A 16,057-nucleotide genomic window follows, 5' to 3' on the forward strand; every position below is an offset into this window, starting at 1 on the left:
CGCCGCCGCCTGCCTGCGTTCCCGCCTCACCGCGCCGGCTACAGCGTGACCATGCCGCCGTCGGCGATGATTTCCGCGCCGACGATGAAGGCCGACTCGGGCGAGGCCAGATGCAGCACCGTCGCGGCGATCTCGGCCGGCTCGCCGAACCGGCCGAGCGGCACCTGGCTGCGGATCTGCTCGGCGGTGTCGGCCAGCGCGTCGGCCGCGATGCCGAGCTTGCCGTACAGCGGCGTCGCCACCGGCCCCGGGCTGATCACGTTCACGCGCACGCCGCGCGGCAGCAGTTCCGCCGACAGCGTCTTCGCCAGCGAGATCAGCGCCGCCTTGCTGGCCGCGTAGACCGACGAGGCCGGCATGCCGATGTGCGCGTTGATCGAGCCGTTCAGCACGATCGAGGCGCCGCGGTTCAGCAGCGGCACGAGCGCCTGGATCTGGAAATACGCGCCCTTCACGTTGCTGTCGAAGGTCGTGTCCCACAGCGCCTCGTCCACCTGTTCGAACGGCGCGAACTTCGCCACGCCCGCGTTGATGAACACCGCGTCGAGCCGGACCCCGGCCGCCGCGAGTTCGGTCGCCAGCTCGCGCGCCGCCGCGGCCGTGCCGGTGGAGTTGCGGATCGCCAGCGCCGTGCCGCCGAGCGTGTCGCGCGCCCGTTCGAGCGCCTGCGCGTCGCGCCCTGTGATCACTACGCGCGCGCCCTGCGCCGCGAACGCCTGCGCTGCCGCGAAGCCGATCCCGCTGTTGCCGCCTGTGACGAGGACGGTCCTGCCGATGAAGCGGTCCATTTTGCGTTTCCTTTCGGGTTGAGAAGTCGTTCGACTCCGGTGAACCCATGATGGACCTTGCCGGGCCGAATGCCATACGATGCCGGCGATGCACACGTTCGAAGGAGTCGAACATGTTGTCGGAAGACGAACTGGCGCTGCTCGAAACGATCCGCGACAGCGGCAGCCTGACCCGCGCGGCCGCGCGCCTGGGCAAGGCGCCCTCGACGGTCTCGCACGCGGCGCGGCAGCTGGAAACGCGCTTCGACGCGCTGCTGTTCGACCGCCGCCGCTACCGCCTGCAGCTGACGCCGGCCGGCAAGCTGCTGGCCGACGACGCGGCGCGGCTGATGGACGACGTCGCGCGCCTCACGCGGCGCGTGCGGCAGATCGCGAACGGCTGGGAGGACCGGCTCTGCATCGTCACCGACGAGGTGATCGAGTTCGAGCTGCTGCTGCCGCTGATCCGCGACTTCGACGCGCTCGGCTCGGGCGTCGCGCTGCGCGTCACGCACGAGGTGCTCGGCGGCACTTGGGAAGCGCTGCGCGACGGTCGCGCGGACCTGATCGTGGGTGCCACCAACGAGCCGCCCGCGATTGCGGACCTGCACTGGCTCGCGCTCGGCGCGATGGACTGGGTGTTCGCCGTGGCGCCCGGCCATCCGCTCGCGAAGGCACCCGAACCGCTCACGCGCGAGCAGATCGCCCGGCACCGCGCGGTGGTGGTCGCCGATTCGTCGCGCGCGACGGCCGGGCGGGCCTATGGCCTGGTGGGCGGCCAGGCCTCGCTGGCGGTGCCGTCGATGCACGCGAAGATCGTCGCGCAGCGCGAGGGCCTGGGCGTCGGCTGGCTGCCGCGCGAACGCGCCGCGGCGCTGCTCGCGAGCGGCGCGCTGCTCGAGCGGCGCACCGCCGACCCGCGCGAGCCGAACCTGCTTTACGCGGCGTGGCGCGGCGACCGCGCCGGCCGCGCGCTGCAGTGGTGGGTGGAGAAGCTGGAGCAGCCGCGGCTCGCGAAGCGGCTGGTGCGCGGCATCGACGCGTTCGCGTAGCGCCGCGCGCCGCCGGGTGCGCCGCCGCCGGGCCGGCGCGGCGCCCGCGATGGTGGCGGCCGCGCGCGGGCCCGTCAGTGCGCGCCGCCCGCGTCGACCGGCACGGCCGAGCGGCGCGGCTTGGTGATCCAGATCAGCGGGATGATCGCGATGAAGATCACGGCCGAGATGTAGAACACGTCGTTCAGGCCCATCACGGCGGCCTGCCCGTCCACCGACAGGTTGAACAGCGCGTGCGCCGCGTCGCGGCCGACGTGCAGCATCGACTGCGTCGCGTCGATCGACTGGCTGAAGTCCGGGTTGGTCGCGTTGGCCTGCTCGGTCAGCCGCTCGTGATGCAGCACGGTGCGGTTGTTCCAGGCGTTGCCGATCACCGAGGTGCCGACCGCGCCGCAGAAGGTCCGCCCGAAGTTCGACAGCCCCGCGGCGGCCGGGATCTTCTCGGGCGGCAGGCCCGACAGGATGATCGAGGTCAGCGGCACGAAGAACATCGCCATCGGGATGCCCTGCAGCAGCGTCGGCAGCACGAGGTCCCAGTTCGACACGTCGGTGTAGAAGCGCGTGCGCATGAAGAACACGATCGCGAAGCCGACGAACGCGACCGTCGCGACGTAGCGCGAATCGGTGCGCGGCAGCAGCCGCCCCATCACCGGCGTGAGCAGTACCGCGAACACGCCGAGCGGCGCGGTGGTCAGCCCCGAATCGATCGCGCGATAGCCGAGATACTCCTGCATCCACTGCGGCAGCAGCACCAGCGTGCCGAAGAACATCCCGTAGGCCACCGACAGCGCGATCGTGCCGCCCGCGAAGTTGCGCTCCTTGAAGAGCCGGATGTCCACCACCGGGTTCTTCTCGGTCAGCTCCCACACCACGAAGAACGCGAAGCCGATCACGGCGACGATCGCGAGCCCGATGATGAACGGCGAGTTGAACCAGTCGAGATCCTTGCCCTTGTCGAGCATGATCTGCAGCGACGCGACCCAGACGATCAGCAGCAGCAGCCCGACCGTGTCGATCGGCAGGCGCCGCGTGGCCGACTCGCGCGAGCGGAAGATGGTCCAGGTGACGAACGCGGCGAAGATGCCGACCGGCACGTTGATGTAGAAGATCCACGACCAGTTGTAGTCGTAGGTGATCCAGCCGCCCAGCGACGGCCCGGCGATCGGCCCGACCAGCGCCGTCATCGACCACAGCGCGAGCGCCGTCGACGATTTCTGCTTCGGCCACGCACCGAGCAGCAGCGCCTGCGAGAGCGGCGCGAGCGGCCCGGCCACCACGCCCTGCAGGATCCGCGCGCCGAGCAGCGTCGGCAGGTTCGGCGCCATCCCGCACAGCCACGAGGCGATCACGAACAGCAGGATCGAGCCGACGAACAGGCGCACCTGCCCGAAGCGCTGCGTGAGCCAGCCGGTGAGCGGGATCGACACCGCGTTGGCGGCGGCGAAGATGGTGATCACCCAGGTGCCTTCGTCGACCGACACGCCGAGTTCGCCCGAGATGGTGGGGATCGCGACGTTCGCGATCGACGAGTCGAGCACGTTCATGAACATCGCGAGCGACACCGCGAGGGTGCCGAGCGCGAGCTGGGCGCCCGACAGCGGGCGCATGGGCGTTGGAGAAGCCATGGAGGGATTCCGGTTGCGTCAGGCGCGCCGCATCAGGCTCGCGGCGCGCGCGGCGCCGGCTGGGCAGCATGGGCCGGGCCGCCGGCGTTGTCGGCGATGATCCGGGCGATCTCGGCATTGGCCTCGTCGCCGTACTTCGCGAACACGTCGGTCTGGTAGACGGTGTTGTTGACGCTGCCGAGCTGGCTGCCGCTCTCGTCCTTGATGCTGACGTCCACCTGCATCGACAGGCCGATGCGCAGCGGATGGCGTTCGAGCTCGCGCGGATCGAGCGCGATGCGCACCGGCAGGCGCTGCACCACCTTGATCCAGTTGCCGGTGGCGTTCTGCGCCGGCAGCAGCGAGAACGCCGAGCCGGTGCCGGCCGAGAAGCCGATCACCTTGCCGTGATAGGTCACCGACGAGCCGTAGATGTCGGCCGACAGTTCGACCGGCTGGCCGATCCGCATGTGGTCGAGCTGCACTTCCTTGAAGTTCGCGTCCACCCAGATCTGGCCGAGCGGCACCACCGACATCAGCGGCGTGCCCGGCGACACGCGCTGGCCGACCTGCACCGAGCGCTTCGCCACGTAGCCCGTCACGGGCGCGGGCAGCGTGTTGCGCGCGTTGGCCAGATAGGCGTCGCGCACCTTCGCGGCCGCGGCCAGCACGTCGGGATGGTCGCTGACGGTGGTGTTCGCGGTCAGCGCGACGTTCGCGGCCAGCTGCTGCTTCGCGGCGTCGAGCGAGGCCTGCGCGGCCTTCACGGCGTCGCGCGCATGCGAGATCTCCTCCTGCGAGACCGCGCCCGTCTGCGCCACGGCCACGCGCCGGCGCAGGTCGTCCTGCGCCTTCGACAGGTCCGATTCGCGCTGCGCCACCTGGGCACGATACTGATCGTCGTCGGCGTACAGGCCGCGCACGCGGCGCACCGTCTGCGCGAGGTTCGCCTCGGCCGATTGCAGCGCGATCCGCGCGTCGGCGGGATCGAGCTGCACGAGCGGCTCGCCTTCGCGGATCGACTGCGTGTCGTCGGCGTTGACCGCGATCACCGTGCCCGTGACTTGCGGCGTGATCTGCACCACGTTGCCGTTGACATAGGCGTCGTCGGTGTCCTCGTGGAAGCGCGCGACGAGGAAGTAGTAGATGCCGTAGGCGATCGCGGCGAGCACGATGATCACGACGAGCACCGTCATCATCCGCTTGCGTTTGCCGTTGTTGCGCGCCGCGGGGGCCGCGGCTTGTTGCTGGGGGTCGCTCATCGCGAGGTTCTCCGTCGTCGTCCGCCGCGTTCGAGGCGCGGCGGACAGGGTCTGTCGATTCGAAAAGGTGGCGGGCGGCTCAGCCAGGCGTCGCGCCCGATGCGCCCGCCGCCGGCGGCGGTGCCTGGCGCGGGGCCGCATTCGGCGCGGCGTCCGGAACAGCCGACGCGGCGGCATCGGTGGCCGCATCGGTGGCCGCGTGCGAGCCGGCCGGCGCGTCGGGCGCCGCGAGCGGCGAGCCCGCCGCGTCGAAGCCGCCGCCGAGCGCCTTGATCAGGCCGATCTGCAGGTCGCGGCGACGCATCACGAGGTTGGTCACGGCCTGCTCCGAGTCGAGCCGCAGGATGTCGGCGCTCAACACCTGCAGCTGCGGCGACAGGCCGGCCTTGTAGCGGATCACGGCAAGCTCGTAGGCGCGCGTCGAGGCGTCGAGCGCGCGCTGCGCGTCGCCCATCTGCCGGTCGATCGCGCGGATCGAGGCGACCTGCGTGGCGACGTCGTTGAGCGCGCCGATCAGCGTCTGGTTGTAGTTCGCCACGCTCAGGTCGAAGTCGGCGTAGCGCCCCTTCAGTTGCGCGCGCAACGCGCCGGCGTCGAAGATCGGCAGGTTCACGGCCGGCCCGAACTGCGCCTGGCGGCTCGCGAACTTCAGGAACTGGCCCCAGCCGAACGCATCGAAGCCGAAGCCGGCCGCGAGGTTCACGTCGGGGAAGAACTCGGCCTTGGCCTCCTTCACGTCGTGCATCGTGCCCTCGACCTGCCAGCGCGCGGCGACCAGGTCGGGCCGGCGCGACACCAGATTCGCCGGGAGGTTGTCGGGCAGCGAGATCGCGCCGCCCGGGTTCAGCACCGGCACGGCGATCTTCAGGCCGCGATCGGGGCCCTTGCCGAGCAGCGCCGCGAGCTGGTAGCGCACCGTGGTGATCTGGCCGTCGAGGTCGGACAGCGTCGATTCGCTGGTGGCGACGTTGCCGCGCGCGGTCTGCCGCTCGACGTTGGTGTCGAGCCCGGCGCCGACGCGGCCCTCGGTGATCTTGCCGACCGTCTCGCGATTGCGGATCTCGCGCTGCGCGATGTCACGCAGCGCGTAGAGCTGCGCGAGCTGGTTGTAGGTACGCGCCACCGAGGTCGCGAGCGTCACGCGCGCCTGCTCGAACTCGGCCCGCGCGGCCTTCTGCTGCGATACCGCCGAACGCAGCTTCTCGCGGTTCTTGCCCCACAGGTCGAGCTCCCACGACGCGCTCGCCAGCACGTTGTTCTCGCTGTACCAGTTGCCGCCATAGGGCGGCGGATAGAGGCCGTTGCCCGAATACAGCTCGCGGGTCCACGCGTAGCTGCCCTCGACCTTCGGCAGCAGCGTCGCGCGCGACGACTCGATGTACGAGGACGCCTTCGCGAGCCGCGCCTGCGCCTGCGCGATGGTCGGATTGCCGTCGAGCGCCTCGCCGATCAGCGTCGGCAGCTGCGGATCGCCGAACTGCGTGGCCCAGTCGAGCGTCGGCCACCGGCCGCCCTCGGCCGGCAGGCTCGCGCGGCTTTCCAGCTGCTCGGCCGGCGTGATGCGCTTGTCGCTGTGGATGCCGGCGTAGTTCGCGCAACCGGCCAGCGCGAGCGCGGCAGCGGCAGCGGCGGCCACCGCCGTGGCGCGGAGCGCACGCAGCGGCATCGGGGTGAGCAGCGGCGTCATCGCGGCTCCGCGGCGCGCCATCGTGCCTGTGACGGTATTCATACGGAAACGACTCCCTGCATTAATGGACTAGACAACTATTAAATGGCAACCTGCTCGCCCGAATCCGGTACCGCCGGCGCTCAGACGCCGTTGTCCAGAATCCGCAACAACATCCGCTTCAGTGCCTGCCGTTCTTCCTCGACGAGGCCTTCGAGCGCTTCGTCGATCACCGAGTTGAGCAGCCTCGGCATCGCCTCGGCGATTGCGGCGCCGGCCTCGGTCGTCACGAGCCGTACCACGCGCCGGTCGTCGCTGGCGCGAACCCGCTGCAGCAGGCCATGCTTCTCGATCCGGTCGAGCACACGCGTGATCGCGCCCGCATCGATGTTCCAGTAGCGCGCCAGATCGGCCGCCGTCGTGCAGCTGCCGCTGGCGAGCAGGAACAGCACCTTGCCCTGCATGCCCGTCACGCCGAACTCGTCCAGCGTGAGCTGCGTGATGCGATGCATCAGCCGCGCGTGAGTCAGCGTCAGCAGATGCCCGAGGCTCGCACCGGATTCATCGGTCGGCACCGACAGCGCCAGCGGCGGCAAATTCAGCGATTTCATGCCCCTCTCTCCCGTTCCGTCGTGCCGGCCGCCCGGCTCATGCCGCGGCGCCGTCCGACAGCAGATCGTGCGACACGCTCGTCAGTTCGCGACACAGCGCATCGGCGCGACGCGCCCCGAAACGCCGCTCGAACGCGGCTTGCGCGGTGCGCCAGCACCGCATCGCCTCGGCGAGCCGGCGCCGCCCGGCCAGCGTCAGCGCGATGCGCTGGCGGCGGCCCCCGTCGTGCGCCTGCTCGACGAGCGCGGTGCGCAACAGCGGCTTGAGTGCGCGCACGAGCGTCGTGCGGTCCGTCGACGTGGCACGCGCGAGCTCGGCCATGGTCGCCCCGACTTCCGGCTCCAGCGAGCGCAGGATGCAGAACTGCGACGGCGTCAGGCCCGCCTGCGACAGGTAGCGTTCGTAGAAGCGCGACACCTGCCGCGCGGCCTGGCGAATCGCGAAACAGACGTCGGTATCGAGGGGCTCGCTGTGCATGCGCACAGACTAGAGATGAGGGGCCGGGTCGGCAATGCCGGCAGCCGCATTAAATTATCACTGCCGCGACAAGAATCGACGGGTCAATCATCTGACGGCATGGATGCGCCATATGGCGAACATTCATCAGATGATTCGCCGAAGATCGGCCGGCGGCGGTTCAGCGCGCGCCCGGCGGCGGCGCGTTCTCGAAGAACGTGATCGTGTGATCGATGAAGCTGCGCACCTTGGCCGGCATCAGCGTGCGCGAGCTGTAGGCGAGGCGGATCTCGGCGCCCATGTCGACGAGCGGGAAGCCGGGCAGCACCGACACCAGCCGGCCCGCCTCGAGATGCTCGCGCACGCCCGAGCTCGGCAGCATGCCGATCCCGAAGCCGCGCAGCACCATGTCGAGGTTGAACGGCGCGTTGTTCGATTCGATCTCGTAGCGGAACGGCACCACGAGCAGTTCGTCGTCCACGCGAAAACGCATCTCCGGCTTGCGGATCGAGGTCGAGAACGCCACCACCAGGTGATCGGCGATCTCCGCCGGATGGATCGGCGCCGGGTGGCGCGCGAGGTAGTCGGGCGAGGCGACGAGCTCGAACGGGATCAGTTCCACCAGCCGCGTGACGACCGTGTCCGAGGTCAGCATGAACGGCAGCAGCAGGCCCACGTCGTAGCCCTCGGCCACCAGATCGACGGGACGCTCGGCCAGCGTCACGTCGATGTTCACCTTCGGATATTTTTCCTTGTAGCTCGCGATCAGCGCCATCAGGCGGTGCATGGTGGCGGTCGCGTGCGAGATCACGCGCAGCACGCCGGTGGGCTCGCGCGCCTGCGTGGAGGCGCCTTCCTCGAGCGCGTCGAGATCGGCGATCACGCGCACGCAGCCTTCGTAGAACTGCTCGGCCGCCTCGGTCAGCGAGATCTGGCGCGTGGTGCGATGGAACAGCCGCACGCCGAGCCGCTTCTCGAGCGAGGCGATCGCGCGCGACACGACCGGCGTGGACAGGCCCAGCATGTCCGCGGCGCGCGTGAAGCCGCGCGCCTCGACCACCGAACAGAAGATACGCAGGCTATCGATGTATTCCATGACGACGATTCCGGGTAGCGTGCGCGACTCGACACGGACAGCGCGGGGATGGCCGCGCGGCGATGACGCTGTCGCCGGCCGCGCCCGGCGGGTCGCCGCACGCGTCATCGCTTGCGGCGACAACGAACCGTCCGGAGCGGACGGCGCGTCATTTTATCGTGTCCGGCCCCTGCTCGCCGCACCCCGCGCCGGCATCGGTTTCCCGGCCACCCCGGCGCAACCCGCTCATCAATGGGAGATATCGTTGCTGGCCGCGGTCAGGCGTTCGATCGTGAAACTGTTGGCATTCAACTGCAACGCCTGCATGTAGCCCGGCTGGATCCGGACCACGCTGCCGGTGAAACAGCTCCCGGGCTGCAGCGGCACGGCCGTGCCCCACAAGGCCACGAGCGCGTCGGACAGCGGCTGCCGATTGGCCTGCGGCGTCACCATCACGGCCGCGCCGCAGTTCACCTGAATGGGCGCGCCGACCGAATTCAACGCCTGCGCTGTGTTCATCTTCCGATAACAGGCGGGCACGTCACCACCGCCGAAGTCGACCGCGGTCCGGGCGTCCTGCCAGACGGCGAATCCGGGCTCGAGCGTGTCGCAGGACAGATTGATCGTGTCCACGGGTACCACGTTGCCCAACACCGCCGCGGTCTGGCAGAAGCTGTCGCCCCGGCTGCCGAGTTCCCCTGGCTGACGTGCTGCATCTTGAAGTCGATCCCGCCCGGGAGGCTCACGGCATTTTGCATGCATCTCGGTCTTGCTCAGCGAGCGCGACTGCTGGGCATAAAATCGGTGCCAGCGGCAATGACGCAACCACGGGCGAAGCAAGGCGGCGACTGAAGGCGGAGCCGGATCCGGGGCGAATGCGCAGTCAATGCGGCCGGGCATCTTGCGGGCTGCCTTCATGCCGGGGATCACCGCATCGACAAAGATCTGACGATATTCTGGATGGACGCGATAGCACGCGCTGACGACGATGCCCGCCGCGAGGTTCCTGTCGTGGTCGACTTGCGAACGGCCGTGATCGGGGAATGGGTCGCCGTCGCTGGCGGTGTCGAGAGTCTGGTTCATCATGGATCCGGCGTCGTCGAGATCGGGTTGGCGTGCGTCACGTCGTTTACCTGATTATTCGGAATCCGGAATCAGATGCCCTCGCGAACGCTCGCGCGATGCGCGGCCCCGGACTCAAGCGGCCGCGATAGCGCGGCAACCCTCCAAAGGCATGAGCGCTGCAACACCGCCCCGCACTCATGTGACGCCTCGCATGGAATCCAGCAACACCACCTTCCCTCACGGCCCGGCGTCGCCGCCGTCGACAACCGGTTACACAATACTTTCTCAGGTATAGTCGCGAACGCGTTGACGGAATGCGGCCCGCACTCTCCACTGCGCGATCTGCCATTTCGCCTTGGCCAGATAACCAATGCCCGTGACGTAGCATGCCGGATATCTCTTCCTCTGCCGCCGCCTCGCATCGCGAGGGCGCCGACACGCCGCTCCCAGCGCTCCAGCCCGATTTCTCCCGCAACGACCTGTTCCTGTCGGCCCCGATCCCGATCATGGTGGAAGACTGGTCGCGCGTTTATCTCGCGATCCAGGCGCTGCGCGAGCAAGGCGTGACCGATCTCGACGACTATTTCGACGCTCACCCCTACGCCGTCGACACCTTGCGCAGCCTGCATTCGTTTGTCGAAGCGAACGACGCGGTACTCGATCTGTTCGAAGCCAGCTCGAAGCAGGTGTTTTTCGAGGCGGCCCGGCAACTCCTGCCCGCCAACCGCGGCAGCAACATCGTCGTCTATCGCGCGATGCTCGATGGCCTCTCGGCATGTCAGGGCGAGCGCACGCTCGTCACGTTCTCGGGCAAGGAAGTGCCGATCGTGTGGCGCTGCTCGCTGCCGCGTGATGTTGAAGGCTATCGCCGGCTGTGCTTCTATGCATTCGACGTGACGGAGCAGAAGGAAAACAACGACCGGCTGCAAGCGCTGCGTGCCGAAATGGCGCGTTCCGCACGCGTGTCGCTGTTCGGCGAACTCTCCGCGTCGATCCTCCATGAAATCAGTCAACCGCTGGCCGCTGCCAGCACCTCGGCCGACGCGGCGGCCCGTTGGCTGAATCGCCGTCATCCCGACATCGACGAAGCCGTCTCGTCCATTCAGAACGCGGCGCGGTGGGCACGCGACGCCACCGACATCTGTCAAAAGATGCGTGGCTTTCTCGGCAAGGTGCCGGTTCAATCGGTGCGGGCACCGGCCAGCCAGGCGGTCGATGCCGCGCTGTTCCTGGTATCGCCGGAAGCGAACGCCAAGGAGATCGCCGTCACGCGCCGGGTTGCCGACGACATCACGATCTTCGCCGACCCCGTGCAGATCCAGCAGGTGCTCGCCAATTTGTTGTTGAACGGCATTCATTGCATCGATTCGAGCCAGTCCAGGCATCGCGTGTTGTCGTTGTCGGTCGAACACGTCGACAGCGGCCACGCGCTGTTCGAGGTTCGCGATACCGGCACCGGCATGAACGGCGAAACGCTCGATTCGGTGTTTCAACCGTTCTTCACGACGAAAGCCGACGGCATGGGCATGGGCCTGGCCGTCGCCCGCTCCATCATCGACGCGCATGGCGGACGCATCTGGGTCGAGAGCTCGACGCCAGCCGGCACATGCTTCCGGTTTACCGTCCCGACGACGCCGCCCCATGCGCCCGCCCGATGAATCGCCTCACCTTGCCCCGAAAACCCACTCGATGACGCAGGATGCCCTTTCCCGATTCGCCACGCCGGCGGCCGATGCCACGCACGCAACGCTCTTCGCGACCGATGCCGGCGCCGGCGTGAACGTCATGTTCATCCACGGCTGGACCTGCGATTCCAGCGACTGGATGTGGCAGTTGCCGCGTTTCGAGAGCCGGTATCGCGTGCTCGCCGTCGACCTGCGCGGGCATGGCCGATCGGAAGTCACACCGCACGGAACGTATACCCAGGCCCACTATATCGCGGATATCGAATCGGTCATCGGGACGAAATCGGCAGGCCGGAAGTTCGTGCTGATCGGGCATTCGATGGGCGCGCAAATCGCGGCACGGCTTGCCGCGAAGCGCCCCGATCTGGTCGGCGCCGTGGTGTCGATCGACGGTTCGCTCGGCGTGTCCCGCGCCGCGGCGGATTTCCTGGCGACGCTGACTCACGATCTGGAAAACGGCGATCCCGGCGAGAAGGTGCCCGCCTTGTTCCAGCTGCTCCATGACGCGAACACCGACCCGGCACTCAAGCGCTGGCACGCGCGACGCGCGCAGGGCACGCCTGCGCATGTCGCCCGCGAGTCGTTCGGGCCGCTCTACTTCGGTGCCGATCAGATCGGCATGGGCGAAGCCAGCGAAGCGTTCTGCCGAAGCCTCGCCGTTCCGGTCTATCACCTCGGCCGCGATCCCGAGCAGGTCGCCCGCATGCGCGGCTGGTTCGCTCATCCGCGATCCAGAGTGGAGCTGTGGTCCGATACGGGCCACTGGATCATGCAGGACCGCAAGGACGACGTGAACGTCGCCCTTGCGACATGGATCGACGACGTCACCTCAGGCTGGGCCTGAGCGCATCGCGCGCGCAGGCATTGCGCCCGGTCACTTCGTCGGCTGGGTCGGATTCCAGAGCCTGACCTTCGCGTGCTTCTCGTAGCCCTTTCCGTTCGGATAGCTGACCAGTTCCAGCTCCGATCCCCACGGCGAGCGGAAATGCACCCAGGTCTCGCCTTCGGTGTCGCCGGACGGCATCGTGATCGGCTCGCCCAGCACCGTGATGCCTCGTGACTTCAGGTAGGCCACGGCGCCGTTGATATCGTCCGTGTAGAACGCGATATGCGACGCGCCGATGTCTTCCGCCTTCGGCATCTCGTTGCTGCCCTTCGAGTTGCGATACTGGAACAGCTCGATATTCGAGCCCGTGCCGCAGCGGATCATCACGATATCGACGCTGTCGGCGCGCGGTGCGAAGCCGCCCGACATTTTCGTCAGATCGAACGGGCCGATATGCGTGACCGGCACGCAGCCGAACGTATCGGAAAAGAACGACTCGGCTTGCGCCAGGTCCGGCACACTGATGCCGACGTGATCGACGCCGAACGCTTTCACGCCGGCAGCCTGGGCCTCGACACCGCTCACGAGCGCGAGCACGACGGACACGGCAAATACGAACTGCTTCATGATGCGTTTTCCTTCCTTCATTTGCGATTGATGAAGACGCGCGCGCTTGCGAGCCTGCCGCCTTCGATGGTGAAAATGTCTTCGCCGCGCACCAGCTCGGGGGGGTCGCGCGGACCATACCCCCACGTCACGCGGCCCACGCCGTGATTCCACGTGATCGGATCCGGCGTGAAGACAAAGCCGGGGTGGCCACCCTGCACCGTCTTGATCAGCTTGCCGACCGCTTCGTATCCGCTCGCCACGCCCGATTCGTCGGCGACGAAAAATCGATGCGAATACACTTTCGGAAATTTCGCGGCCCAATTGGCCGGATTCGGGTCGTTCCAGATTTCGAAGTGCAGATCGATCAGGTGCCGGGCCACCTCGACGTCCTGATTCGCGGTGTTCATCTGCCTCGTTTCCCGTGAATGCGCCGCATCGGGCGTGACGGCCAGCACCATGCCGGGTGCCGCCAAAACCGCGATCCAGACAGCGCGTCGAATAAAGGTTTTCATGTCGATAAAGAATGTTGTCGATTGGAATCGAGCTTAGCGAAGCCGTCCTGTCGAGTCCTTGCCGCCGGCTTAATCGTTCTTAAGCGTCGGTGAGATCAGGCTGTTCGGCGTTCGATGTCGCGTTGCCGACGTGAGGAGAATATCGACGCACGCGTCACTGCGAAATAGAACAGATCGAAAACCATCGTTGCAGAAATGCATTCTCCGACACCGCTGAAACGCCGCGCCAGCATTTTTAATTGCGTATTCAGGACTGCGCCCAGTCGCTTCTGTACCGTTTCCGACAAGGCTGTTCAGAGGGTCTGTCAGCCCTTTCCACACCATCGCAAACGGAGAAGAACGTGCATATCGACGCTGCAATCGAGGGATCCAGGGTTTCCAGGCGCAAGCTGTTGTCCGCATCCGTCGGCGTCGCCGGCGCAGTGGCGGCCGCCGTCGGCGTGCCGGCCAGCGCTGCTGCCGCGGCTGCCACCCACGGCAAGAGCGCGCCGAACGGGCACGGCACGCATGGCCACGGCCACGACGATAATTTCGTGCGCACGAAAGACGGCACGCTGATCTACTACAAGGACTGGGGCCCGAAGGATGCGCAACCGATCGTGTTCCATCACGGCTGGCCGCTTTCGTCCGACGACTGGGATACGCAGATGCTGTTCTTCGTCTCGAAGGGCTATCGCGTCGTCGCGCATGACCGTCGCGGCCACGGCCGCTCGTCGCAGGTGTCGGACGGTCACGACATGGATCACTACGCCGCCGATGCGTTCGCGGTCGTGGAGGCGCTGAACCTGCGCAACGCCGTCCATATCGGCCACTCCACCGGCGGCGGCGAAGTCGCACGCTACGTGGCGAAATTCGGCCAGCCGTCGGGGCGGGTCGCGAAGGCGGTGCTCGTCAGCGCGGTGCCACCGCTGATGGTCAAGACCGACAGCAATCCCGAAGGCTTGCCGCTCGAGGTGTTCGACGGCTTCCGCAAGGCGCTCGCCGAGAACCGCGCGCAGTTCTTCCTCGACGTGCCGAGCGGCCCGTTCTACGGCTTCAACCGCGCGGGCGCGAAGGTCTATCCGGGCGTGATCCAGAACTGGTGGCGCCAGGGCATGATGGGTGGCGCGAAGGCCCACTACGAAGGCATCAAGGCGTTTTCCGAAACCGATCAGACGGACGATCTCAAGGCCATCACCGTGCCGACGCTCGTGCTGCACGGCGAAGACGACCAGATCGTGCCGATTGCCGACGCCGCGCTGAAATCGATCAAGCTGCTCGAGAACGGCACGCTGAAGACTTACCCGGGCTTCTCGCACGGCATGTTGACGGTGAACGCCGACACGCTGAACGCCGATCTGCTGGCCTTCGTGCAGAAGTAAGCACGGCCGGTCGAATCGCCCAAGCAAACGCCCGCCGCATTTCACCCATGCGGCGGGCGTTGTCACTTCCGAAGCCGGGCGCCGACGCGGCCGCTCAGCCGCATCATCGATTTCAGCCGAACAGCTTCGCCGCCGTCTTCGCGACCAGCTCGCCCTGGTGGCGCGCGCCCTCCAGTTCGATCTCGCTCGGCTGACGCGAGCCGTCGCCACCCGCAATCGTGGTGGCACCGTACGGCGCGCCGCCCACGACTTCCGTGAGGGTCGTCTGCCCCTGGTGGCTGTAGGGCAGGCCCACGATCACCATGCCGAGGTGCATCAGGTTCGTGATGATCGAGAACAGCGTCGTTTCCTGGCCGCCGTGCTGCGTCGCCGTCGAGACGAATGCCGCGCCGACCTTGCCGTTGAGCGCGCCGCGCATCCACAGGCCGCCAGTCTGATCCAGAAACGCTGCCATCTGCGACGACATGCGGCCATAGCGCGTGCCCGTGCCCACCACGATCGCGTCGTAGTTTTCGAGCTCGGCCACGGTCGCGACCGGCGCGGCCTGATCGAGCTTGAAATGCGCCTTTTCAGCGATGTCGGTCGGTACGGTTTCCGGCACGCGCTTGATGTCCACCTGCGCACCGGCGCCGCGCGCCCCCTCGGCAATGGCATTCGCCATCGTTTCGACATGGCCGTAAGTCGAGTAATACAAAACCAGAACGCGTGCCATCCTGACTCTCTCAAATAGTGATGCCGCGAGCTCCCGCCCGCAGCGTATTAACGAAGCAACGAACCGCGCTTGCGGTCCGAAGCGCTCAGCTGAACGCCTTCTGCGCCGCGACGGTATCCAGCGATTCGCGCAGCAGCTTGATCTTTCCGCCCTCGGCCACGAGCCGGCCTGCATACATCTGCTTGTAGACCTTGCCCGTGGACGGCACCAGTGCCTCAACGGCGTATTCGCCAAACGCCTGGTCCGGCGTGTCGATCAGGATCGATATATCGCGAAACGTGAAGTCCGGCACCTTGGCGAGCAGGCCGCCGATGAAGGCTTCGACCGCGACCGGGCCGCGTGCGCCCGTGGTCGGCCCCAGGCTGGCGAGATAGGGCAGCTCCAACACGCCGTCGTCGGCAAACAGCGCCGCGGCGGCTTTCGGATCGCGAATCGAGGCAAGGTACTGATTGAGCAGTTCCGCAGCAGTGTTCATGTCGTTCCTTGAAAAGACGGGATGCGTGCCTGCACCCGGCGGGCGAGACAGCAGGCAGCTTATCGAGCCGATCGATGGGCGTCCTTGAGGCACGCTTAATCGTTTTGAAGCGGTGGATGCGATTCACCGCCTGGCGGCGGTTCCCCTCTCATCCTTTTGTATGACGGCGAATCGTGCTTTTAGTCGGCACCGACAACACGCGGTTTCAACCATAACGAACCACCGCCATCGGCCATGCTTTCACCGCGTCGTGGCACTGAAGAAAGCAGCGAACGCCGAAGCCGCGGCACACGCTGTTTTTGCTAACACCTATAGATG

The 16,057-nt window shown here is 67.2% G+C and carries 16 protein-coding genes; 4 read left to right on the forward strand and 12 right to left on the reverse strand.

Annotation, left to right across the window (positions count from 1 at the left end; translation table 11 throughout):
• Window positions 1-38: 38 nt before the first annotated feature.
• Window positions 39-788: an SDR family oxidoreductase gene (locus tag BpN12_RS31235; RefSeq protein ID WP_246795975.1), complete on the reverse strand. Its 750-nt coding sequence runs from the start codon at window positions 786-788 to the stop codon at window positions 39-41.
• 113 nt (window positions 789-901) lie between these two features.
• On the opposite strand from BpN12_RS31235, the gene BpN12_RS31240 reads away from it, so the two are divergent.
• A complete protein-coding gene (locus BpN12_RS31240; RefSeq protein WP_246795976.1) occupies window positions 902-1,819 on the forward strand; it encodes a LysR family transcriptional regulator in 918 nt (305 codons plus the stop codon).
• 74 nt (window positions 1,820-1,893) lie between these two features.
• Here the strand turns inward: BpN12_RS31240 and BpN12_RS31245 are convergent, their stop codons facing one another.
• The 7 genes from BpN12_RS31245 to BpN12_RS31275 form a co-directional block, all read right to left on the reverse strand.
• Window positions 1,894-3,444, reverse strand: coding sequence for a DHA2 family efflux MFS transporter permease subunit (locus BpN12_RS31245; RefSeq protein ID WP_246795977.1), 1,551 nt, complete (start codon window positions 3,442-3,444; stop codon window positions 1,894-1,896).
• A 32-nt stretch (window positions 3,445-3,476) separates the two neighbouring features.
• Window positions 3,477-4,685 (reverse strand): EmrA/EmrK family multidrug efflux transporter periplasmic adaptor subunit, encoded by a 1,209-nt coding sequence (locus BpN12_RS31250; RefSeq protein WP_246795978.1) that lies wholly within the window; start codon window positions 4,683-4,685, stop codon window positions 3,477-3,479.
• 79 nt (window positions 4,686-4,764) lie between these two features.
• Window positions 4,765-6,372, reverse strand: coding sequence for an efflux transporter outer membrane subunit (locus tag BpN12_RS31255; protein ID WP_246795979.1), 1,608 nt, complete (start codon window positions 6,370-6,372; stop codon window positions 4,765-4,767).
• Between the two features lie 122 nt (window positions 6,373-6,494).
• Window positions 6,495-6,962 (reverse strand): MarR family winged helix-turn-helix transcriptional regulator, encoded by a 468-nt coding sequence (locus BpN12_RS31260; RefSeq protein WP_246795980.1) that lies wholly within the window; start codon window positions 6,960-6,962, stop codon window positions 6,495-6,497.
• A 37-nt stretch (window positions 6,963-6,999) separates the two neighbouring features.
• Window positions 7,000-7,440: a MarR family winged helix-turn-helix transcriptional regulator gene (locus BpN12_RS31265; RefSeq protein ID WP_246795981.1), complete on the reverse strand. Its 441-nt coding sequence runs from the start codon at window positions 7,438-7,440 to the stop codon at window positions 7,000-7,002.
• Between the two features lie 160 nt (window positions 7,441-7,600).
• Window positions 7,601-8,515 carry a LysR family transcriptional regulator gene (locus tag BpN12_RS31270; protein ID WP_246795982.1) on the reverse strand — a complete coding sequence of 305 codons (915 nt, stop codon included), beginning with the start codon at window positions 8,513-8,515 and terminating at the stop codon, window positions 7,601-7,603.
• A 228-nt stretch (window positions 8,516-8,743) separates the two neighbouring features.
• Complete coding sequence (locus tag BpN12_RS31275) at window positions 8,744-9,577, reverse strand: hypothetical protein (RefSeq protein WP_246795983.1); 834 nt, start codon at window positions 9,575-9,577, stop codon at window positions 8,744-8,746.
• 368 nt (window positions 9,578-9,945) lie between these two features.
• Here BpN12_RS31275 and BpN12_RS31280 point away from each other — a divergent pair, with 368 nt between their 5' ends.
• Window positions 9,946-11,217: a sensor histidine kinase gene (locus BpN12_RS31280; RefSeq protein ID WP_246795984.1), complete on the forward strand. Its 1,272-nt coding sequence runs from the start codon at window positions 9,946-9,948 to the stop codon at window positions 11,215-11,217.
• A 31-nt stretch (window positions 11,218-11,248) separates the two neighbouring features.
• Window positions 11,249-12,088, forward strand: a complete 840-nt coding sequence (locus BpN12_RS31285; RefSeq protein ID WP_246795985.1) for an alpha/beta fold hydrolase — start codon at window positions 11,249-11,251, stop codon at window positions 12,086-12,088.
• 30 nt (window positions 12,089-12,118) lie between these two features.
• Here BpN12_RS31285 and BpN12_RS31290 read toward each other — a convergent pair whose 3' ends face one another.
• Window positions 12,119-12,697 carry a VOC family protein gene (locus BpN12_RS31290; protein WP_246795986.1) on the reverse strand — a complete coding sequence of 193 codons (579 nt, stop codon included), beginning with the start codon at window positions 12,695-12,697 and terminating at the stop codon, window positions 12,119-12,121.
• A 17-nt stretch (window positions 12,698-12,714) separates the two neighbouring features.
• A complete protein-coding gene (locus BpN12_RS31295; RefSeq protein WP_246795987.1) occupies window positions 12,715-13,191 on the reverse strand; it encodes a nuclear transport factor 2 family protein in 477 nt (158 codons plus the stop codon).
• Window positions 13,192-13,724: 533 nt separating this feature from the next.
• Here BpN12_RS31295 and BpN12_RS31300 point away from each other — a divergent pair.
• Window positions 13,725-14,552, forward strand: a complete 828-nt coding sequence (locus tag BpN12_RS31300; protein ID WP_246798054.1) for an alpha/beta fold hydrolase — start codon at window positions 13,725-13,727, stop codon at window positions 14,550-14,552.
• Window positions 14,553-14,664: 112 nt separating this feature from the next.
• Here BpN12_RS31300 and wrbA read toward each other — a convergent pair whose 3' ends face one another.
• Window positions 14,665-15,264 carry an NAD(P)H:quinone oxidoreductase gene (wrbA, locus tag BpN12_RS31305; protein WP_246795988.1) on the reverse strand — a complete coding sequence of 200 codons (600 nt, stop codon included), beginning with the start codon at window positions 15,262-15,264 and terminating at the stop codon, window positions 14,665-14,667.
• Between the two features lie 85 nt (window positions 15,265-15,349).
• Complete coding sequence (locus tag BpN12_RS31310) at window positions 15,350-15,832, reverse strand: nuclear transport factor 2 family protein (RefSeq protein WP_246795989.1); 483 nt, start codon at window positions 15,830-15,832, stop codon at window positions 15,350-15,352.
• Window positions 15,833-16,057: the final 225 nt, after the last annotated feature.

Source organism: Burkholderia perseverans, assembly GCF_022870505.1.
In the GTDB taxonomy this organism is placed as follows: domain Bacteria; phylum Pseudomonadota; class Gammaproteobacteria; order Burkholderiales; family Burkholderiaceae; genus Burkholderia; species Burkholderia plantarii.